Origin of the sequence: Ectopseudomonas guguanensis (assembly GCF_900104265.1) — a bacterium.
Classification (GTDB): domain Bacteria; phylum Pseudomonadota; class Gammaproteobacteria; order Pseudomonadales; family Pseudomonadaceae; genus Aquipseudomonas; species Aquipseudomonas guguanensis.
Map to the genome: position 1 here is coordinate 270,505 of NZ_FNJJ01000005.1, position 20,366 is coordinate 290,870.

Genomic DNA, 20,366 nt, shown 5'->3' on the forward strand with positions numbered 1-20,366 from the left:
CGCAGTGCCGCGTATTACGTCCGTTGGTCGGCCTGTGGCCGGCAGGGATAGCGGCGCAGGCTGTCGATCAGCTCGCGGCCGGAAATCGGTTTGTCGAACAGGTAACCCTGGCCGACGTCGCAGTGCTGGCGGCGCAGGAAGGCCAGCTGCGCGCCTGTTTCGATGCCTTCGGCGACCACCTTGAGCTTGAGGTTGTGGGCCATGGCGATCACCGCCGAGGTGATCTCCATGTCGTCCTGGTTGTCCGGGATGTCCTTGATGAAGCTGCGATCGATCTTGATCACGTCGATGGGGAATTTCTTCAGGTAGCTGAGCGAGGAATAACCGGTGCCGAAGTCGTCCATGGCCAGGGTCAGGCCCAGGCTCTTGAGGCGGCCGAGCTGGTGGCGGGTGTCTTCGGTGGCTTCCAGCAGCAGGCTTTCGGTCAGTTCCAGCTCCAGCAGGCGTGGGTCGAGCTGTTCCTCGTGCAGGATGGCGGCGATGGAGCCGACCAGGTCCGGGTCGGAGAACTGCTTGGGCGACAGGTTGATCGCCACCTGCAGCGTGCCCATGCCGATGGCGGCGATCTGCTTGCTCATGCGGCAGGCCTGGCGTACCACCCACTTGCCGATGGGGATGATCAGGCCGGTTTCCTCGGCCACGCCGATGAACTGGTCGGGACTGATCATGCCCTTTTCCGGATGCTGCCAGCGCAGCAGCGCTTCCATGCCCAGCAACTGGCCGCTCTTGAGGCACAGCTTGGGCTGATAGAAGACTTCCAGTTCGTTCTGGGTCAGGGCGCGGCGCAGGTTGTTCTCGACGAACAGCTTGTAGTTGGCCTCGGCATTGAGCGCCTCGGTGAACAGCTGCACCTGGTGCTTGCCGTTGGCCTTGGCCTTGTGCAGGGCCAGGCCGGCGTGCTTCATCAGGGTCTGCGGGTCGTTACCGTGTTCCGGGGCGATGGCCAGGCCCACCGAGCCGGTGATGCTGATCAGCTGGTTGTCGACGAACAGCGGTTTGTCCAGGGTCTGCAGCACCTGATGGGCGACGCGCAGGCCGCTGTCCTGGTCGCAGCCATCGAGCAGGATGGCGAACTCGTTGCTGGCGAAGCGCGCCAGGGTGCCCTTGGCGCCGAGGCTGTTGCGCAGGCGGCGGGCCAGGGCCGAGAGCAGCTTGTCGCCGGTCTGGTGGCCGAGGCTGTCGTTGATGCGCTTGAAGTTGTCGATGTCCACCAGCAGCAGCCCCAGCGATTGCTGGGTGTTGCGGGCGAAACGCTCTTCGAGGCTGCGGATGAACGACGGGCGATTGCCCAGGTTGGTCAGATTGTCGGTGTAGGCCAGGCGCTCGATGCGTTGTTGCGCCAGCTTGGCCTCGGTGATGTCTTCGTAGATGCCGATGTAGTGGGTCAGCTCGCCGTCGTCGCCATAGACCTTGGATATCGACAGGTGGCCCCAGTACGGTTCCTGGTTCTTGCGCCGGCTGCGAAACTCGCCCTGCCAGCTGCTGTGCTCGGCCAGGCTCGAGTCGGTATCGAACAGCAGGTCGCTGAGGTTGGCCAGCGCCGGCAGTTCCGACAGGCGATGACCGCAGACCTCGTCGCTGCTGTACAGGGTGATGGCGGTGAAGCTGGGGTTGACGTATTCCACCCGGCCGTCGCGATCGACCAGCAGGAAGGCGCTGGCGCTCTGCTCGACGGCGCGCTGGAACAGATACAGCGCATGGGTGACCGAGCGCTTCTCCTGGTTGATCAGCACCTGGGCGAACTGATCGGCCAGCTCGCCGGCGAAGGCGATCTCGTCGGCCTGCCAGATGCGCTTGGGACCTACGTGTTCGAGACAGAGGATGCCCACCACCTCGCCCTCGATACGAATGCTGGCATCGAGCATCGAGGTGATGCCCAGCGGCAGCAGATAACCGGGAGTCAGCTCGCGTGTGCGCAGGTCGTGCTGCGCGTCGTGAGCGTCGATCGCGCGACCGCTGTGCAGGGCCTCGAGGTAATGCGGGAAGTTGCGAGCATCGATCGACGGCAGTTGTTCATGCCGGGCCAGGTCGCGGCGGTACAGCGATATGGAGTCGAGGCTCTGACTGCCCAGGCGCCAGATACCCGCACGGGCCACGCCATAGACCTCGCATGCCGCCTGGGTGATCAGCTCGGCCGCTTCCCGTTGCGGGTCGCTGGAGACGTAGCGCTGGCGTGCCAGGCGGACGATCAGCTGTTGCTGGGTATGCGAGCGGGCCAGATGCTGCAGGTGGTTGTCCTGCGTGCGCTGGTAATGCTGCAGCGAACTGCGCAGGTTCTGATTCTGCGTCTGCAACTCCAGCTCGAGTTCGCCGGCATCGGCAGCGGCGCTCGGTTGCTCATCGGTGACCAGCAGATAGCCGCGCAGCAGCTGGCGGTTGCGCTGTTTGAACGGCTCACCGACCTCCAGCAGGTTCAGTGCACCCTGCGGTGTATGCAGGGTGTAGCGCACCAGGTAGTGCGGACCCTGCAGCAGTTGCTGCTGGATGGCATCGTGCAGACGGTAGCGCGCTTCCGGCTCCATCAGGCTGGCATAGGGGGCGTCCACCAATGCGCAGAGGTCGGCGGCGCTGATGCCGAGTTTGCGCTCACAGGCCGGGTCGAGAAAAAGCAGTGCCCAGCTTGGCTCGTTCAAGCGCTCGAAACGCAACATGCCGAGCCGCGATGGCACTGGCAACTGCGTCACAACCTCGGCTGCCGAGCGGGTGCCGGCATCGGGATGGCTTTTCATTGGGCGTTGGGCTTCCAGTATGCTGACCAGGCGAGGCTTCCGTTCTCTGCACAGGGCCGCTGCTGCCAGGGTGCAACGGCGTGGACGGAGGCTAGGGCTCAGGCCTACTTCACTATAGCGTTCGGCAAGGGTGCATCATGCAAGCAAGACTGACAAGGAAACTGATGGCCATGTTGTTGGGAACAGCGCTTTGCGCTGCGCTTCCGGCCCTCGCCAGCGCCGCTGACGAAGGCGCGTTGCAGGGCGCTGAGCAGGCCGCTTACCTGGACGGGCTCAAGCGTCTTTACCTGACCGATAACGAGCGCCAGGCACTGCTGGCGCACAGCAATGCCTTGCTGGAAACCTATGCCCTGCGGGCCGGCTACCAGGTCGGCCAGGCGCAGCGGCAGGATCTGCTGTACCGCTTCGCCGTCGGCAATGCCGGCGAACTCATCCTGCGCGAAGAGAGCCGCGGCCAGCAGGGTACCGCCATCGCCGTGCGCAACCAGCGCGTTCCGGTGTTCGGCATCGACCCGTTCATCCGCTACGAATGTCCGACAGGCGGTATCCGCTGTGTGCTGTTCAACCCGGCTGACGGCAGCCCGTTGCTGAGCATCGTGCGTGATCATCAGGGCGCCGGCGAGCTGGCCAAGGCGCTGAGCTTTCTGATTCGCAACGTGCAGAAGGGATAAGTTGGCCAGGCGCCAGAAGCTTGCCGCTGAATAAAAAAACCCCGCCTGAATGGGCGGGGTTGAGGATGCGAGCGTGGCGTGCTCGAAACGATTTACAGCAGGATGGTGCGGATGTCGGCCAGCAGCTGCGACAGGCGCTGAGTGAAGCGGGCAGCGGCTGCGCCATTGATCACGCGGTGATCGTAGGACAGCGATAGCGGCAGCATCAGCTTGGGCTGGAAGGCCTTGCCGTCCCACACCGGCTGCATGGTGGCCTTGCTCACACCGAGGATCGCCACTTCCGGCGCATTGACGATCGGCGTGAAGCCGGTGCCGCCGATATGGCCGAGGCTGGAGATGGTGAAGCAGGCGCCCTGCATGTCGTCAGCCGAGAGCTTCTTGTTGCGTGCCTTGTCGGCCAGTGCGGCGGCTTCGCCGGCCAGCTGCAGCAGGCTCTTCTGGTCGACGTTCTTGATCACCGGCACCAGCAGGCCGTCCGGCGTATCGACGGCGAAGCCGATGTGCACGTACTTCTTGCGGATCAGTGCCTTGCCGCTCGGGGCCAGCGAACTGTTGAAGTCAGGCAGCTCCTTGAGCAGGTGGGCACAGGCCTTGAGCAGCAGCGGCAGCACGGTCAGCTTGACGCCGGCCTTTTCCGCCACGGCCTTCTGCGCGACGCGGAAGGCTTCCAGGTCGGTGATGTCGGCCGAGTCGAACTGGGTCACGTGCGGTACGTTGAGCCAGCTGCGGTGCAGGTTGGCGGCGCCGACCTGCATCAGGCGGGTCATCGCCACTTCTTCGATTTCACCGAACTTGCTGAAGTCCACGGCCGGGATCGGCGGGATGCCGGCGCCGCCGGTAGCGGCTGCAGCAGTCGCCTGCGGTGCGGCCTTGGCCTTGTGCATCATCGCCTTGACGTACGCCTGCACGTCTTCCTTGAGGATGCGACCTTTCGGGCCGGTACCGGCGATATCCGCCAGCTCCACGCCGAAGTCGCGGGCCAGCTGACGCACGGCCGGGCCGGCATGCACCTTGGCGCCATCGCGCTTGGGCGCATTGGCGACTTCGGCGGCAGCAGCCGACAGCGAGGCGATGGCGCGCACTTCGGCGGCCACTTCCGGCGCCGCACCTTCCGGCACTCGGTGCACTTCCTGGCTGGCTTGCGCCGGCGCGGGTGCAGACGCAGAGCCGGCTACCTTGAGCTTGAGGATCAGGTCGCCGGTGCCGATTTCATCATCCAGCTTGACCAGCACTTGCTCCACCACGCCGGCAGCCGGCGAGGGGATCTCCATGGAGGCCTTGTCGGACTCCAGGGTCAGCAGGCTCTGGTCGGCTTCGATGCTGTCGCCGGCCTTGACCATGATCTCGATGACCTTGCCCTTGGCGCTGGAGCCGATGTCCGGCACGTGCACGTCCTGCACGCTGCTGCCGCTCGGTGCGGCGGCCGGTGCAGGGGCTGCAGCGGGTGCGGCAGCTTGTGTCGGCGCGGCAGCCGGAGCCTGCGCAGAGGCTGCCGGAGTGGAGCCTTCGACTTTCAGCTTGAGGATCAGGTCGCCGGTGCCGATCTCGTCGTCCAGCTTGACCAGCACCTGCTCCACCACGCCGGCAGCCGGTGCGGGGATTTCCATGGAGGCCTTGTCGGACTCCAGGGTCAGCAGGCTCTGGTCGGCTTCGATGCGATCGCCGACCTTGACCATGATCTCGATAACCTTGCCCTTGGCGCTGGAGCCGATATCCGGCACGTGCACGTCCTGCACGCTGCTGCTGGCAGCAGCGGCGGGCGCGGCTGCCGGAGCGGCCGCTTTAAGGGCTTCGGCAGGCGCAGCTTCGGCTTTCGGCGCCGGTGCGGCTTGCGCAGCCCCTTCGACTTCCAGCACCAGCAGCTCGTCGCCTTCCTTCAGGCGATCGCCGATCTTGACCTTGATTTCCTTGATCACGCCGGCTTTGGGCGAGGGCACTTCCATGGAGGCCTTGTCGGACTCCAGGGTCAGTACGCTCTGCTCGGCTTCGATGCGGTCGCCGACCTTGACCAGCAGTTCAATCACCTCGCCTTCACCGCCGAGGTCGGGTACGCGAATCAACTCACTCATCGCTACGCTCCTTAGCAGTCCAGGGGGTTGGCTTTGTCGGCGTCGATGCCGAACTTGGCGATGGCGTCGGCCAGCACCTTGGCTTCGATCTCGCCACGGTCTACCAGGGCTTCCAGGGCGGCCAGCACGACCCAGTTGCGATCCACTTCGAAGAAGTGACGCAGCTGCTTGCGGCTGTCGCTGCGGCCGAAGCCGTCGGTGCCCAGGACCTTGTATTCCTTGCTCGGTACCCACTGACGAACCTGTTCGGCGAACAGCTTCATGTAGTCGGTGGAGGCGATGACCGGGCCCTTGCGACCGCTCAGGCACTGCTCGATATAGGTCTGCTGCGGCTTCTGGCCCGGGTGCAGGCGGTTGCGACGCTCCACGGCCAGGCCGTCGCGACGCAGTTCGTTGAAGCTGGTGACGCTCCAGACATCGGCAGCGATGTTGTACTCGTCGCGCAGGATCTTCGCCGCTTCGCGCACTTCGCGCAGGATGGTGCCGGAGCCCAGCAGCTGCACGTGGTGTGCAGCTTCCTTCTTGTCTTCCTCGAGCAGGTACATGCCCTTGATGATGCCGTCTTCCACGCCTTCCGGCATGGCCGGCTGCTGGTAAGACTCGTTCATCACGGTGATGTAGTAGAAGATGTCCTGCTGCTCTTCGGTCATCTGGCGAATGCCTTCGCGGATGATCACGGCGAGCTCGTAGCCGTAGGTCGGATCGTAGGTGCGGCAGTTGGGGATGGTCGCTGCCAGCATGTGGCTGTGACCGTCTTCGTGCTGCAGGCCTTCACCGTTGAGGGTGGTACGGCCGGCGGTGCCGCCGATCAGGAATCCACGGGTGCGGCTGTCGCCAGCGGCCCAGGCCAGGTCGCCGATGCGCTGGAAGCCGAACATCGAGTAGAAGATGTAGAACGGCAGCATCGGCTGGTTGTGGTTGGAGTACGAGGTACCGGCGGCGATGAAGGAGCTCATGGCGCCGGCTTCGTTGATGCCTTCCTCGAGGATCTGACCTTTCTTGTCCTCCTTGTAGAACATCACCTGGTCTTTATCGACCGGCTCGTACAGCTGGCCGACCGAGGAGTAGATGCCGAGCTGACGGAACATGCCTTCCATACCGAAGGTACGGGCTTCGTCCGGGATGATCGGGACGATGCGCTGGCCCAGTTCCTTGTCCTTGACCAGCTGCGCGAGGATGCGCACGAAGGCCATGGTGGTGGAGATTTCGCGGTCGCCCGAGCCGTCGAGGATGGCCTTGAGGGTATCCAGCGGCGGGGTGGGGATGCTGAAGCTCTTCTGCCGACGCTGCGGGACGAAGCCGCCCAGCGCGTTGCGGCGCTCGTGCAGGTACTTGTACTCGGGGCTGCCCGGCTCCGGGCGCACGAACGGCAGGTTTTCCAGGTCCTCGTCCTTGACCGGAATGTCGAAGCGGTCGCGGAACTGACGCAGGCTGTCGACATCGACCTTCTTGGTGTTGTGCGCGGTGTTCTTCGCTTCACCGGCGCCGGTACCGTAGCCCTTGATGGTCTTGGCCAGGATCACGGTCGGCTGGCCGCTGTGGTTCACGGCCTGATGGTAGGCCGCGTAGACCTTGTACGGGTCGTGGCCGCCACGGTTGAGCTTCCAGATCTCGTCGTCGGAGAGGTCCTTGACCATCTCCTTGAGTTCCGGGGTATTGAAGAAGTTTTCGCGCACATAGGCGCCGTCTTTGGCCTTGTAGTTCTGGTATTCACCGTCGACCACTTCGTCCATGCGACGCTGCAGGGCGCCGTCCTTGTCCTTGGCGAACAGCGGATCCCAGAAGCGACCCCAGACCACCTTGTTGACGTTCCACTGGGCACCGCGGAATACGCCTTCGAGTTCCTGGATGATCTTGCCGTTGCCGCGCACCGGACCGTCGAGGCGCTGCAGGTTGCAGTTGATGACGAAGATCAGGTTGTCCAGCTTCTCGCGGCCGGCCAGGGAGATGGCGCCGAGGGATTCCGGCTCGTCGCACTCGCCGTCGCCCATGAAGCACCAGACTTTCTGCTTGCCGGCCGGGATGAAACCGCGCGCTTCCAGGTACTTCATGAAGCGGGCCTGGTAGATCGCCTGGATCGGGCCAAGGCCCATGGACACGGTGGGGAACTGCCAGAAGTCCGGCATCAGCCAGGGGTGCGGGTAGGACGACAGACCCTTGCCGTCGACTTCGCGGCGGAAGTTCTTCATCTGCTCTTCGCTGATGCGTCCTTCCATGAAGGCGCGGGCGTAGACGCCAGGGCTGGCGTGGCCCTGATAGAACACCAGGTCGCCGCCGTGTTCTTCGGTCGGGGCCTGGAAGAAGTAGTTGAAGCCGATGTCGTACAGCGTCGCGGAAGAGGCGAAGCTGGAAATGTGGCCGCCCAGATCCGGGTCGTCCAGGTTGGTGCGCATCACCATGGCCAGGGCGTTCCAGCGCACCAGCGAGCGAATGCGGCGCTCCATGAACAGGTCGCCGGGCATGCGCGCTTCGTGGGTGACCGGGATGGTGTTGCGGTACGGCGTGGTGATCGCGTAGGGCAGTTGCGCACCGCTGCGGGTGGCCAGCTCGCCCAGACGGGTCATCAGGTAATGGGCACGGTCTTCACCCTCACGGTCGAGGACGGATTCAAGGGCGTCCAGCCATTCCTGGGTTTCGATCGGATCGAGGTCTTGCATGGCTTGCTCCAGGGCGGAAAGGCTTCCAGAATCGGAGGCCAGTTGGGTCTCGCCGGCTTTTTGGGCGGGCGAGTTGAAATTCTTGGATTTACCGGGGGTAGGGCCGGCCGCGTGTAGTTTTACTACATTTCGACGACGGATTCAGCCCTCTGGATACAATTCTTCCGTAGTAAAACTACAATTCGCGGCGCTGCCGGCCGCGCGCACCCTGCGCCAGCAAGGTTCCGGGCGGTTGCGCCGTGCATCCGGCAGTCCGCAAAAAAGGATAGACCATGAGCCTGCCGTTGCCGGTCGAGTTGCCCCCTTCCCTGATCGTCCTGGCCGAGCGCGCCGAACAGTCGCTGCAGGCTGCGCTGGTAGCGCATGAGGGGCTGGTCGAGCGCATCGCGACCTGGCCGCAAGCGCGGCGCGAGGCCTGGCGACGGGTGTCGGCCCTGAGCGACTTCATCACCGAGCAGGCCCGACGTGATCCGCAGATGTTCGTCGCGCTGGCCGATTCCGGCGAGCTGGAACGCAGCCTGGCGCCAGGCGAGCTGCGCCAGCAGCTGCAGGCGCAGTTGGCCGAGTGCGCCGACGAGGAGGCGCTGGGGCGCTACCTGCGGCGTTTTCGCAATCGTCAGCAGCTGCGCATCATCTGGCGCGACTTCAGCCGGCAGGCGGCGCTGGCCGAGACCTGTCGCGACCTTTCCGATCTGGCCGATGCCTGCATCGACCTGGCCTATCACTGGCTCTATCCACGCCACTGCACGCAGTTCGGTACGCCCATCGGCCGGCGCAGCGGCCAGGCGCAGCACATGGTCATTCTCGGCATGGGCAAGCTCGGCGCGCACGAGCTGAACCTGTCTTCGGATATCGATCTGATCTTCGGCTATCCGGAAGGAGGCGAGACCGAGGGGGTCAAGCGGCCGCTGGACAACCAGGAGTTCTTTATCCGCCTCGGGCAAAAACTCATAAAAGCCCTGGACGCCATCACCGTCGACGGTTTCGTGTTCCGTACCGATATGCGCCTGCGTCCGTACGGCTCAAGTGGTGCGCTGGTGTTCAGCTTCAATGCGCTGGAGCAGTACTACCAGGACCAGGGGCGCGACTGGGAACGCTACGCCATGATCAAGGCGCGCGTGGTGGGAGGTGATCAGAAGGCCGGTGCCGAGCTGCTGGAGATGCTGCGGCCCTTCGTCTATCGCCGCTACCTGGACTTCTCCGCCATCGAGGCGCTGCGCGCGATGAAGCTGCTGATCCAGCAGGAGGTGCGGCGCAAGGGCATGAGCGAGAACATCAAGCTCGGCGCCGGCGGCATCCGCGAGATCGAGTTCATCGCCCAGGCCTTTCAGCTGATTCACGGCGGGCGCGACCTCAGCCTGCAGCAGCGGCCGCTGCTCAAGGTGCTGGCGACCCTGGAGGGGCAGGGCTATCTGCCGCCGGCCGTGGTCGCGGAGATGAAGGAGGGTTACGAGTTCCTGCGCTATGCCGAGCATGCCCTGCAGGGCATCGGCGACCGGCAGACGCAGATGTTGCCGGAGGATGCTCAGGATCAGGCGCGCGTGGCGGCGATCATGGGCTTTGCCGACTGGGCGAGCTTCCATGAGCGTCTGATGCACTGGCGCGGGCGCATCGAATGGCATTTCCAGCAGGTGATCGCCGACCCCGACGAGGATGAGGCGCAGGCTGGCGATGCCTGTGTCGGCGCCGAATGGCTGCCGCTATGGCAGGGCGCGCTGGATGACGAGGCGGCCGTGCTGCAGTTGCAGGAGGCGGGCTTCGTCGAGCCGGCAGCGGCCAGCCGGCGCCTGGATGACCTGCGCAACGGCCCGCAGGTGCGCGCCATGCAGCGTCTGGGGCGCGAGCGACTGGATGCCTTCATTCCGCGTTTGCTGGCGCAGACGGTGGAGCATGCTGCGCCGGACCTGGTGCTGGAGCGAGTACTGCCGTTGGTGGAGAAGGTCGCCCGACGTTCCGCCTACCTGGTACTGCTGAGCGAAAACCCCGGTGCGCTGGAGCGCCTGATCACCCTCTGCGCCGCCAGCCCGTGGATCGCCGAGCAGATCGCCCGCTACCCGCTGTTGCTCGACGAGCTGCTCAACGAAGGGCGGCTGTACCATCCGCCGCTAGCGCCTGAGCTGGCGGCCGAGCTGCGCGAGCGCCTGATCCGCATCCCCGAGGATGACCTGGAGCAGCAGATGGAGGCGCTGCGTCATTTCAAGCTGGCCCACGGTCTGCGCGTGGCTGCCTCGGAAATCGCCGGCACGCTGCCGTTGATGAAGGTGTCGGACTACCTCACCTGGCTGGCCGAGGCCATTCTCGATCAGGTCCTGGCGCTGGCCTGGCAGCACACGGTGCAGCGCCATGGCCGCCCGCAGCGTGTCGATGGCACGCCGTGCGACCCGGATTTCATCATCGTCGGTTACGGCAAGGTCGGCGGCCTGGAATTCGGCCACGGTTCGGACCTGGATCTGGTGTTCATCCATGACGGCGATCCGCAGGCCGAGACCGATGGCGCCAAGCCCATCGACGGCGCGCAGTTCTTCACCCGTCTGGGTCAGCGCATCATTCACCTGCTGACCACCCAGACTACCTCCGGTGCCTTGTATGAGGTGGATATGCGCCTGCGACCTTCGGGCGCAGCCGGGCTTCTGGTCAGTTCATTGGGCGCCTTCCAGCGTTACCAGGAAAACGAGGCCTGGACCTGGGAGCATCAGGCGCTGGTGCGGGCGCGGGTGCTGGTAGGCTGTTCGCGGCTGGCCGGCGAATTCGCCCGTGTACGCGCCGAAGTGCTGGGCCGTCAGCGCGATATCGAGGCGCTGCGCGTCGAGGTCAGCGAGATGCGGGCGAAGATGCGCGACAACCTCGGCACCCGGGCCACCGCCGCCGGCACCGCGGAAAATGCCTTCGACGCCGCGGCTTCCTTCGATCTGAAGCAGGATGCCGGTGGTATCGTCGATATCGAATTTATGGTGCAATACGCGGCCCTGGCCTGGTCATGGCAATACCCGCAACTGCTCGAATTCACCGATAACATCCGCATTCTGGAAGGTCTGGAGCGGGTCGGTCTGATGTCTTCGGAGGATGCCGGTCTGCTGCGTGAGGTCTACAAGGTTTACCGTTCGGCTGCCCATCGCCAGGCGCTGCAGAAGCAGCCCGGGGTGGTGCCGGGCGATCAGTTCCAGGACGAGCGCCGCGCCGTGATGCGCCTGTGGCGGCAGCTGGAGCTGAGCTGAGCGATTGTGCCCATGCCTGCAGGAACGGTCCGTCCGCGATGATCGAGTCGTTCCAGCGCAGGCATGGCCGGCGGATATCCTGCCTCTGTGGTGAACAGGGGTGGGGAGCAAAACAGTCATAGAACGAATTGAGGAGCAGGCAAGATGTCGATGTCCGACCGTGATGGCGTGATCTGGTACGACGGCGAGCTGGTGCCGTGGCGCGAAGCGACCACCCATGTGCTGACCCATACCCTGCACTACGGCATGGGCGTGTTCGAGGGCGTGCGCGCCTACAACACCCCGGACGGCACCGCCATCTTCCGCCTGCAGGCGCACACCGACCGCCTGTTCGATTCGGCGCACATCTTCAACATGCAGATCCCCTTCACCAAGGAAGAGATCAACGAAGCGCAGCGCGCTGCCGTGCGTGAAAATGGTCTGGAAAGCGCCTACCTGCGCCCGATGGTGTTCTTCGGCAGCGAGGGTATGGGCCTGCGCGCCTCGGGCCTGAAGGTACACGTGATCGTCGCCGCCTGGCACTGGGGCGCCTACATGGGCGAAGAAGCGCTGGAAGCCGGCATCAAGGTGCGTACCAGCTCCTACACTCGCCACCACGTCAACATCGCCATGACCCGCGCCAAGGCCAATGGCAACTACATCAACTCGATGCTGGCCCTGCAGGAAGCCATCTCCGGTGGCGCCGACGAGGCCATGTTGCTGGACCCGGAAGGCTATGTGGCCGAGGGTTCGGGCGAGAACATCTTCCTGGTCAAGGACGGTGTGGTGTACACCCCGGAAGTGACCTCCTGCCTCAACGGCATCACCCGCAGCACCATCCTTACCCTGGCTGCCGAGCACGGCATCAAGGTGGTGGAGAAGCGCATCACCCGCGACGAGGTGTATATCGCCGACGAAGCCTTCTTTACCGGTACCGCCGCCGAGGTCACGCCGATCCGCGAAGTCGATGGCCGCAAGATCGGCGCTGGCCGCCGCGGCCCGGTCACCGAGAAGCTGCAGAAAGCCTACTTCGACCTGGTCACCGGCAAGACCGGTGGTCATGCCGAATGGCGTACGCTGGTCAAGTAAGCGGCAGGCTGCGGGCGGCAGGCTGCAGGCGGTTGGTAGCCGCTTGTGCCTGCCGCTTGAAGCTTGCAGCTTGAAGCTGCCTTATGAAGATACTTATCGTTGGGCCAAGCTGGGTAGGCGACATGGTGATGGCGCAGACCCTGTTCCAGTGCCTGAAACAGCGCCACCCGCAGTGCGAGATCGATGTGCTGGCGCCGGACTGGAGCCGGCCGATCCTCGAGCGCATGCCCGAGGTGCGCGCCGCGCTGAGCCTGCCGCTGGGGCATGGCGTGCTCGATCTGGCCACGCGCCGGCGCATCGGCAAGTCGCTGGCCGGTCAGTACGATCAGGCCATCCTGCTGCCCAATTCGCTGAAGTCCGCCCTGGTGCCCTGGTTCGCCGGCATTGCCAAGCGCACCGGCTGGAAGGGCGAGATGCGCTACGGCCTGCTCAACGATATCCGCACGCTGGATAAAGAACGCTACCCGCTGATGATCGAGCGTTTCATGGCGCTGGCCCATGAACCGGGCGCCGCCTTGCCGCAGCCTTATCCGCAGCCGCGTTTGCAGATCGATGAGGCCAGTCGTGACGCCGCCCTGGCCAAGTTCGGCCTGCAGCTGGATCGCCCGGTGCTGGCGCTGTGCCCGGGGGCCGAGTTCGGCGAGGCCAAGCGCTGGCCGGCCGAGCACTATGCCAAGGTCGCCGAGATCAAGATTCGCGCCGGCTGGCAGGTGTGGCTGTTCGGCTCGAAGAACGACCATGCCGGCGGCGAGGACATTCGCATGCGCCTGATTCCGGGGCTGCGTGAGGAAGTCAGCAACCTGTCCGGGCAGACCAGCCTGGCCGAGGCCATCGACCTGATGTCGGCGGCCACTGCCGTGGTGTCCAACGACTCCGGGCTGATGCACGTGGCAGCGGCGCTGAACCGTCCGCTGGTGGCTGTCTACGGCTCCACCTCGCCAGGTTTCACCCCGCCGTTGGCTGATCGCGTCGAGATCGTTCGCCTGGGGTTGGAGTGCAGCCCCTGTTTCGAGCGTACCTGCCGCTTTGGTCACTACAACTGCCTGCGCGAGCTCAAGCCGCGGCCGGTGATCGAGGCTCTGGACCGACTGGTTGGCGATCCGCTGGCGTTGGTCGAGGGCGACTGATTTGCGGGTGCTGATCATCAAGACCTCGTCGCTGGGCGACGTGGTGCATACCTTGCCGTCACTGACCGATGCGGCGCGGGCCATTCCCGGCATCCGCTTCGACTGGGTGGTGGAGGAAGGCTTCGCCGAGATTCCCGCCTGGCATCCGGCGGTGTCCCAGGTGATTCCGGTGGCCATCCGCCGCTGGCGCAAGCACCCGCTGCGCACCTGGCGCAGCGGCGAGTGGGCGCGCTTCAAACAGCGCCTGCGCGAAACACGTTACGACCTAGTGATCGATGCCCAGGGCCTGCTCAAGAGCGCCTGGCTGACGCGCTACGTCTCGGCGCCGGTGGCCGGTCTGGATCGTGATTCGGCGCGTGAGCCGCTGGCCAGCCGCTTCTACGATCGCTGTTACGCTGTGGCCAAGGACCAGCATGCCCTGGAACGCGTGCGCCAGCTGTTCGCCCAGGCGCTGGATTATCCGCTGCCGGTCGGTAGCGGCGACTACGGTCTGAACCGTGCGGCGATGATGGACGTCGTGGCGCAGCCCTATCTGGTGTTCCTGCATGGCACCACCTGGGCCAGCAAGCACTGGCCGGAAGCCGACTGGCGTGCGCTGGCCGAGCGCATGGACGAGCTGGGCTGGGCCGTGCGCCTGCCCTGGGGCAACGAGACGGAGAAGGCGCGTGCCGAGCGCATCGCCGCCGGACTCACGCATGCTGCCGTGCTGCCGAAACTGAACCTGGCCGGGGTGGCCAAGGTGATCGCCGGTGCCAGCGCCTGCGTCTCGGTCGACACCGGCCTTGGCCACCTGGCCGCGGCGCTGGATGTGCCGAACATTTCCCTCTATGGGCCGACCCTGCCCGGCAAGGTGGGCGCCTACGGGCGTAGCCAGATTCACCTGTGCGCCAGCGGCCCGAACGCCGGCAGCGGTGACCGTGACAAGCCCTGCTTCGATGGTCTTGGCGCCGAGCGCGTCGGCCTGGAACTGGAGGCGCTGCTGCTGGCCCCTCCCGGCACCCTTTAAGGAGCGGCTATGCAACTGGCCTTCGTTCTCTACAAGTACTTCCCGTTCGGCGGGCTGCAGCGCGATTTCATGCGCATTGCCCTGGAGTGCCAGGCGCGCGGTCATGCCATTCGCGTCTACACGCCGATCTGGGAAGGGGAAAACCCCGGTGGCTTCGACGTGCGCGTGGCACCGGTGCGGGCGCTGTTCAATCACCGCCGCAACGAGAAATTCACCGCCTGGCTGCAGGCGGACCTGGCACGCGACCCGGTCGACCGGGTGATCGGCTTCAACAAGATGCCGGGTCTCGACGTGTACTACGCCGCCGACGGCTGTTTCGAGGACAAGGCGCAGACCCTGCGCAACCCGATCTATCGCCGCTGGGGCCGCTACAAGCACTTCGCCGATTACGAGCGTGCGGTATTCGCGCCCGAATCGAAGACCGAGATCCTGATGATCTCCGAGGTACAGCAGCCGCTGTTCATCAAGCACTACAACACGCCGCTGCAGCGCTTTCACCTGCTGCCGCCGGGCATCGCCCAGGATCGCCGCGCGCCGGCCAATGCCGGCGAGATTCGCGGCGAATTCCGCCGCGAATTCAAGCTGGCCGACGAGGACCTGCTACTGGTGCAGATCGGTTCCGGCTTCAAGACCAAGGGGCTGGATCGCAGCCTCAAGGCCTTGGCTTCGCTGCCGCGCGAATTGCGCAAGCGCACGCGGCTGATCGCCATCGGCCAGGATGATCCCAAGCCCTTCCTGCTGCAGGTCAAGGCGTTGGGTCTGTCCGATCAGGTGCAGATACTCAAGGGGCGCAGCGACATTCCGCGCTTTCTGCTCGGCGCCGATCTGCTGATCCATCCGGCCTACAACGAGAACACCGGCACCGTGCTGCTGGAGGCGCTGGTGTCCGGCCTGCCGGTGCTGGTCACCGATGTCTGCGGCTACGCCCACTACATCGCCGATGCCGATTGCGGCCGCGTGCTGCCCAGCCCCTTCGAGCAGGAGCAGCTCAACCGCACCCTGGCCGACATGCTTGCCGATCCGCGGCAGCGTGCCTTCTGGGGGCGCAACGGCCTGGCCTACGCCGACAGCGCCGACCTGTACTCGATGCCGAAGAAGGCCGCCGACGTGATCCTCGCGGAGAGACGCGCGTGAAGCTGATCCTCGCCGAACCCTTCAAGAGCCTGTGGGCGGGCCGCGATGCCTTCGAGGCCGTCGAGGCGCTGCAGGGCCAGGTCTACCGCGAGCTGGAAGGCCGGCGCACCCTGCGTACCGAGGTCGACGGGCGTGGCTACTTCGTCAAGATCCACCGTGGCATCGGTTGGGGCGAGATCGCCAAGAACCTGCTCACTGCCAAGGCCCCGGTACTGGGCGCCGGGCAGGAATGGCAGGCCATTCAGCGCCTGACCGAAGCCGGCGTGCCGACCATGACCGCTGTGGCCTACGGCGAGCGCGGCAGCAATCCGGCCAGCCAGCACTCGTTCATCATCACCGAGGAGCTGGCGCCGACCGTCGACCTGGAGCAGCTCAGCCTCAATTGGGCTCAGCAGGTGCCGAAGCCGGCGCTCAAGTGGGCGCTGATCGAGCGAGTGGCGCAGATGACCGGCGAGATGCACCGCGCCGGAGTCAATCATCGCGACTGCTATATCTGCCACTTCCTGCTGCATACCGAGCGGCCGATCCAGGCAGGCGACCTGCGTCTGTCGGTGATCGACCTCCACCGCGCCCAGGTCCGAGACGCAGTGCCTCGCCGCTGGCGCGACAAGGACCTGGCGGCGCTGTACTTTTCGGCGCTGGATATCGGCCTTACTGGCCGCGACAAGCTGCGTTTCCTGCGCAGCTACTTCCAGCGCCCCCTGCGTCAGGTATTGCGCGAAGAGGCGAGCCTGCTGGCCTGGCTGGAGCGCAAGGCGGCGAAACTGTATGAGCGTAAGCAGCGTTATGGAGATCGACTGTAGATGTCGAATAGCAAGACATTGATCGGCCCTGGGGTGAGCGTCGCGCTCGTACCCTGTCCGGCGCTTGGCGATACCACCGTGTTCCTGCGCCTGGCCTGGCGTCTGCAGGCCGCCGGGGCGAAGGTCAGCCTGGCTTCCGCTTCGTTGGCTTCCATACGCGAATACCTGCCCGGTCTGGAGATAGTCGGCGGCAAACCCGATGTGGCGGGGCTGGCAGAGCGCAATGACCTGGTGATCTGTGCCATCGACTGGCAGGTCGACGCGCCGCTGAGCAATGTGGCCTATCTGGCTGGCAAGAAACTTCCACGCGCATTCAAGCCTGAGCAACAGCCCGTGTCACTGTTCGGGCATCAGATCCCAGGGGCGCATAACGTGATCTGTCGCGATCCGAAGGCCGGCAAGAGCATGGTGCAGTGGATCGATCTTTATGCCGAGCAGATACTGGGGGTCGATCTGGCCCAGCCCATTGCAGGCCTGCAGGCGATGCCTGTTCCGCCGGTGGATGCGGAGCGGCGCGTCGCGATTTTTCCGACGACGCCCCATGCCAGCAAGAACTTTTCACCGTCCGGCTTTCGCCGCCTGGTCCGTCGTCTGGCTGCTCGCGGATGGCTGGTCGAGATCGTCGGCATTCCACCCGAGCGGCAAGCGCTGGTTGCGCAATACCCGGACTGCAGCGTGCAGGCATTCGATGATCTGAAAGGGCTGGTGGATTTCCTGCGCACCTGCTCGGTCGTCATCAGCAATGACTCCGGGGGCGGCCACCTCGGTTCGCTCATGGGGCTGCGCACGTTCACCATCACTCGTCGCCGTACCGATTTCACCTGGCGCCCGGGTTTCAACGAGCTCAATTGCGTGGTCAACCCGGTGCTGAGCTTTAAATGGCTGGGCAAGACAGTCTGGCGCCCGTTCATTCCGCTGCGCCGAATCGTGCAGGCCCTGCCGGATTGGAAAGGAAGGCCGGCATGACGGGCTGCAAGCACGACCTGCACGATCCGCAACTGCTCGAGGCGTTCGGTACGCTCGAGGCCATATTCGCCCTCGAAGGCGAGCGCCTGACCTCCGACCCGTTGTCCGAGGTCATTCGTGTCGAGCTGCAGGGCACGCGCTATTACGTCAAGCGCTACTGGGGGGCCGGCAAGGGGCTGCGCCGCTATCTCGGGCGGCCGCGGGTCAAGGCCGAATGGCAGAATCTCAAGCTCTTCGCCAAGTGGGGCATCCCCACCGCGCCGATCGTCGCGCATGGGCTGGAGCGCCGGCTTGGCGCGTTCGGGCGCGGCGCGCTGGTGACGCGCGAGCTGGAAAACACCCGCGACATGGCCGAGATGGCCAACCAGGGCGATGCCCGGCTGCGTGATTCACGCTGGGTGGCAACGGTCAGTCGGCAGCTGGCGAACCATACCCGGACATTGCACGATCACCACTTCACCCATAACGATCTCAAGTGGCGCAACCTGCTGGTCAACGACAAGGCCGAGCTGTTCTTTATCGATTGCCCCACCGGCAGCTTCTGGTGGGGGCCTTTGCTGCGTTACCGCATCGTCAAGGACCTGGCCTGCCTGGACAAGGTCGCCAAATACCACCTGTCGCGCACGCAACGCCTGCGCTTCTACCTGCAGTATCGCCAGCGCAGCCGCTTGAGCCGCGGCGACAAGCAGCGCGTACTGCAGATTCTCAAGTTCTTCGAGGGACGCGAATGAGCGATTTCATCGCCGCGCAGGATCGCGCACTGCTCGAGCGCCACGGCCTGGCCAGTTTCGAGGCGCTGTGGGCGCTGAAGCTGGAGGCTGTGGACGAGCCCAACACCGAGCGCGGTGGCTGGAGCACCGTGTATCGCCTGGAACTGGACGAGCGGGCCTTCTACCTCAAGCGCCAAAGCAATCACCTGACCCACAGCCTGCTGCGCCCGTTCGGCGAACCCACCTTCGCTCGCGAGTTTCGCAATATCCGCCGCTACTCGCAGTTGGCCATACCCGCCCTGCAGGCGGCCTTCTTCGGCCAGCGCAAGCTGCCGGGCGAGCGTAGGGCCGTTCTGCTGACTCGTGCGCTCGACGGCTGGAGCGATCTTGCCCACTGGCTGGAACACTGGCCGACTCTGGAGCGGCCAAAGCGCAGTGCGATCCTGCGTGCCTGTGGTGAGCTGGCGCGACGCCTGCACCAGGCTGGGCAGGTGCATGGCTGCTTCTATCCCAAGCACATCTTCCTGCGCGAGCAGGGCGGTGACGTCGAGGCGCAACTGATCGACCTGGAGAAGACCCGGCCGCTGGTGCTCGGGCGGCGTGATCGGATCAGGGATCTGGAGCCGCTGTTGCGCCGCGCCAGGGTCTGGAGCGAGGCCGAGGTGCGCGAGCTGCTGACAGCCTATCTGGGCGCCGCCGCTGACCTAGACGTCTGGTCGCGCCAGCTCGGCGCTCGCCAGCGTGACAAGGAGGCGCGTTGATGCCTTTGCAGCAACTGACTCAGGCCGGGCGTACGCCGGCGCTGCCGCTGACGCTGGAGCTGGCCGGTGAGCCTCTGGTGCTGGAGCACCTGCTGCGCGTCTTGCCAGGGCAGCGCTATGTCGGCATCGCCCGCTGGCAGGGGCGCCAGGTGCTGGCCAAGGTGCTGGTGGGCGGCAAGGCGCAGCGGCATTTCCAGCGTGAGCTGGAGGGCGCCGAACGCCTGGCCCGTCAGGGCCTGGTCACGCCGGAGCTGCTGGCGCACGGATTCGTCGAGGGGCAGGGCGGCTGGCTGCTGTTCGAGTATCTGCATGGTGCGCAGAGCCTCTGGCAGGCCTGGCGCGAGGTCGCGCAGGAAGCGCTGCTCGGCGATGGCCAGCAAGGGGTGCTGGCAGAAGCGCTGGGCGCCATCGGGCAGATGCATGCTCAGGGCCTGTGGCAGGACGATCTGCATCTGGACAACCTGCTGCGGCACGAGGGGCGCCTGTACCTGATCGATGGCGGCGGCGTGCGCTGGGAGACGCCGGGCCAGCCGCTGTCCCGCGCGCGCGTGCTGGAAAACCTCGGCGTGTTCTTCGCTCAGTTGCCGGCCGAGCTGGATCCCTTTCTCGAAGAGCTGCTGATCCACTATCTGCTGGCCAATGGCGAGCACGCATTGCCGCTGGAAATGCTCCAGGCCGAGATCGCCAAGGTGCGTCGCTGGCGGCTGCGCGATTACCTGAAGAAGGCGGCGCGCGACTGCAGCCTGTTCGCCGCGCGCATCGGCGCCTTCGGCCTGCGCGTGGTTCGTCGCGAGGCCGAGGCGGCCCTGCAGCCGCTGCTGCACGACCTGGATGCTCGCATCGAGGCCGGGCATATCTACAAGACCGGTGGTGCCGCCACGGTGGCACGCGTCGAGCTCGATGGCCGGCAGCTGGTGGTCAAGCGCTACAACGTGAAGAACTGGCTGCACTGGCTCAAGCGCTTCTGGCGACCCAGCCGCGCCTGGCACAGCTGGATCGAAGGCAATCGCCTGGAGCTGCTCGGCATCGCCACGCCGCGTCCGTTGGCGGTCATCGAGCGGCGCTGGTGCTGGCTACGGGGCCGCGCTTACCTGATTACCGACTATTGCGGCGGGCAGGATATAATTGCGCGTTTTGAGGCATACAGGCAGGCCGTACCCCCGGAAAACGAGCTGCTGGCGCTGGATCGACTGTTCGCTGCCCTGCTGCGCGAACGCATCAGCCACGGTGATTTCAAGGGGCACAATCTGTTCTGGGATGACGCGCAGGGCGCCTGGTCGCTGATCGACCTGGACGCCATGCGCCAGCATCGCAGTACGCGCAGTTTCGCCCGGGCCTATGCCCGCGACCGCGCCCGTTTTCTGCGCAACTGGCCGGCGGACTCCGCCCTGCACCAGTTGCTCGACCAACGTTTACCGCAGGTGCCTGGCACCTGCCCGAATTAGAGGCT

The 20,366-nt window shown here is 65.3% G+C and carries 14 protein-coding genes; 11 read left to right on the forward strand and 3 right to left on the reverse strand.

Annotation, left to right across the window (positions count from 1 at the left end; all coding sequences use genetic code 11):
* Positions 1-14 precede the first annotated feature (14 nt).
* The gene (locus BLS61_RS09915) at positions 15-2,729 is read right to left on the reverse strand and encodes a putative bifunctional diguanylate cyclase/phosphodiesterase (protein ID WP_090430324.1); all 2,715 of its coding nucleotides are present in this window, start codon (positions 2,727-2,729) and stop codon (positions 15-17) included.
* A 164-nt stretch (positions 2,730-2,893) separates the two neighbouring features.
* Here BLS61_RS09915 and BLS61_RS09920 point away from each other — a divergent pair, with 164 nt between their 5' ends.
* Positions 2,894-3,400 carry a hypothetical protein gene (locus BLS61_RS09920; RefSeq protein ID WP_090430326.1) on the forward strand — a complete coding sequence of 169 codons (507 nt, stop codon included), beginning with the start codon at positions 2,894-2,896 and terminating at the stop codon, positions 3,398-3,400.
* Positions 3,401-3,492: 92 nt separating this feature from the next.
* On the opposite strand, the gene aceF is transcribed toward BLS61_RS09920, so the two are convergent.
* Together aceF and aceE are read right to left on the reverse strand one after the other, a co-directional pair.
* Positions 3,493-5,469 carry a dihydrolipoyllysine-residue acetyltransferase gene (aceF, locus tag BLS61_RS09925; RefSeq protein ID WP_090430328.1) on the reverse strand — a complete coding sequence of 659 codons (1,977 nt, stop codon included), beginning with the start codon at positions 5,467-5,469 and terminating at the stop codon, positions 3,493-3,495.
* 11 nt (positions 5,470-5,480) lie between these two features.
* Positions 5,481-8,126 (reverse strand): pyruvate dehydrogenase (acetyl-transferring), homodimeric type, encoded by a 2,646-nt coding sequence (aceE, locus tag BLS61_RS09930; protein WP_090430330.1) that lies wholly within the window; start codon positions 8,124-8,126, stop codon positions 5,481-5,483.
* A 272-nt stretch (positions 8,127-8,398) separates the two neighbouring features.
* Here aceE and glnE point away from each other — a divergent pair, with 272 nt between their 5' ends.
* The 10 genes from glnE to BLS61_RS09980 all read left to right on the forward strand — a co-directional run bounded on the left by glnE (position 8,399) and on the right by BLS61_RS09980 (position 20,361).
* Positions 8,399-11,341, forward strand: a complete 2,943-nt coding sequence (gene glnE, locus BLS61_RS09935; RefSeq protein WP_090430332.1) for a bifunctional [glutamate--ammonia ligase]-adenylyl-L-tyrosine phosphorylase/[glutamate--ammonia-ligase] adenylyltransferase — start codon at positions 8,399-8,401, stop codon at positions 11,339-11,341.
* Positions 11,342-11,485: 144 nt separating this feature from the next.
* Positions 11,486-12,409, forward strand: a complete 924-nt coding sequence (locus BLS61_RS09940) for a branched-chain amino acid transaminase (RefSeq protein ID WP_090430334.1) — start codon at positions 11,486-11,488, stop codon at positions 12,407-12,409.
* Between the two features lie 83 nt (positions 12,410-12,492).
* The gene (gene waaF / locus BLS61_RS09945; protein ID WP_090430336.1) at positions 12,493-13,536 is read left to right on the forward strand and encodes a lipopolysaccharide heptosyltransferase II; all 1,044 of its coding nucleotides are present in this window, start codon (positions 12,493-12,495) and stop codon (positions 13,534-13,536) included.
* 1 nt (position 13,537) lies between these two features.
* Positions 13,538-14,542, forward strand: a complete 1,005-nt coding sequence (gene waaC / locus BLS61_RS09950; RefSeq protein WP_090430338.1) for a lipopolysaccharide heptosyltransferase I — start codon at positions 13,538-13,540, stop codon at positions 14,540-14,542.
* A gap of 9 nt (positions 14,543-14,551) precedes the next feature.
* Positions 14,552-15,676, forward strand: coding sequence for a glycosyltransferase family 4 protein (locus BLS61_RS09955; protein WP_090430340.1), 1,125 nt, complete (start codon positions 14,552-14,554; stop codon positions 15,674-15,676).
* Positions 15,673-16,479, forward strand: a complete 807-nt coding sequence (gene rfaP, locus BLS61_RS09960) for a lipopolysaccharide core heptose(I) kinase RfaP (RefSeq protein WP_090430342.1) — start codon at positions 15,673-15,675, stop codon at positions 16,477-16,479. The genes BLS61_RS09955 and rfaP overlap by 4 nt, the downstream gene beginning before the upstream one ends.
* Entirely contained in the window at positions 16,480-17,445 is a 966-nt protein-coding gene (locus tag BLS61_RS09965; RefSeq protein WP_090430344.1) for a glycosyltransferase family 9 protein, read from the forward strand. It abuts the gene before it with no gap.
* Positions 17,442-18,176: a lipopolysaccharide kinase InaA family protein gene (locus tag BLS61_RS09970; RefSeq protein WP_090430346.1), complete on the forward strand. Its 735-nt coding sequence runs from the start codon at positions 17,442-17,444 to the stop codon at positions 18,174-18,176. The genes BLS61_RS09965 and BLS61_RS09970 overlap by 4 nt, the downstream gene beginning before the upstream one ends.
* Positions 18,173-18,916: a lipopolysaccharide kinase InaA family protein gene (locus BLS61_RS09975; RefSeq protein ID WP_090430348.1), complete on the forward strand. Its 744-nt coding sequence runs from the start codon at positions 18,173-18,175 to the stop codon at positions 18,914-18,916. The genes BLS61_RS09970 and BLS61_RS09975 overlap by 4 nt, the downstream gene beginning before the upstream one ends.
* Entirely contained in the window at positions 18,916-20,361 is a 1,446-nt protein-coding gene (locus BLS61_RS09980) for a lipopolysaccharide kinase InaA family protein (RefSeq protein WP_090430351.1), read from the forward strand. The genes BLS61_RS09975 and BLS61_RS09980 overlap by 1 nt, the downstream gene beginning before the upstream one ends.
* Positions 20,362-20,366: the final 5 nt, after the last annotated feature.

Excerpts from the sequence above, each read along its gene's own strand:
- BLS61_RS09915 (WP_090430324.1), bottom strand. The coding sequence starts at position 2,729 with ATGAAAAGCCATCCCGATGCCGGCACCCGCTCGGCAGCCGAGGTTGTG.
- BLS61_RS09920 (WP_090430326.1), top strand. The coding sequence starts at position 2,894 with ATGGCCATGTTGTTGGGAACAGCGCTTTGCGCTGCGCTTCCGGCCCTC.
- aceF (WP_090430328.1), bottom strand. The coding sequence starts at position 5,469 with ATGAGTGAGTTGATTCGCGTACCCGACCTCGGCGGTGAAGGCGAGGTG.
- aceE (WP_090430330.1), bottom strand. The coding sequence starts at position 8,126 with ATGCAAGACCTCGATCCGATCGAAACCCAGGAATGGCTGGACGCCCTT.
- glnE (WP_090430332.1), top strand. The coding sequence starts at position 8,399 with ATGAGCCTGCCGTTGCCGGTCGAGTTGCCCCCTTCCCTGATCGTCCTG.
- BLS61_RS09940 (WP_090430334.1), top strand. The coding sequence starts at position 11,486 with ATGTCGATGTCCGACCGTGATGGCGTGATCTGGTACGACGGCGAGCTG.
- waaF (WP_090430336.1), top strand. The coding sequence starts at position 12,493 with ATGAAGATACTTATCGTTGGGCCAAGCTGGGTAGGCGACATGGTGATG.
- BLS61_RS09955 (WP_090430340.1), top strand. The coding sequence starts at position 14,552 with ATGCAACTGGCCTTCGTTCTCTACAAGTACTTCCCGTTCGGCGGGCTG.
- BLS61_RS09965 (WP_090430344.1), top strand. The coding sequence starts at position 16,480 with ATGTCGAATAGCAAGACATTGATCGGCCCTGGGGTGAGCGTCGCGCTC.
- BLS61_RS09970 (WP_090430346.1), top strand. The coding sequence starts at position 17,442 with ATGACGGGCTGCAAGCACGACCTGCACGATCCGCAACTGCTCGAGGCG.
- BLS61_RS09975 (WP_090430348.1), top strand. The coding sequence starts at position 18,173 with ATGAGCGATTTCATCGCCGCGCAGGATCGCGCACTGCTCGAGCGCCAC.
- BLS61_RS09980 (WP_090430351.1), top strand. The coding sequence starts at position 18,916 with ATGCCTTTGCAGCAACTGACTCAGGCCGGGCGTACGCCGGCGCTGCCG.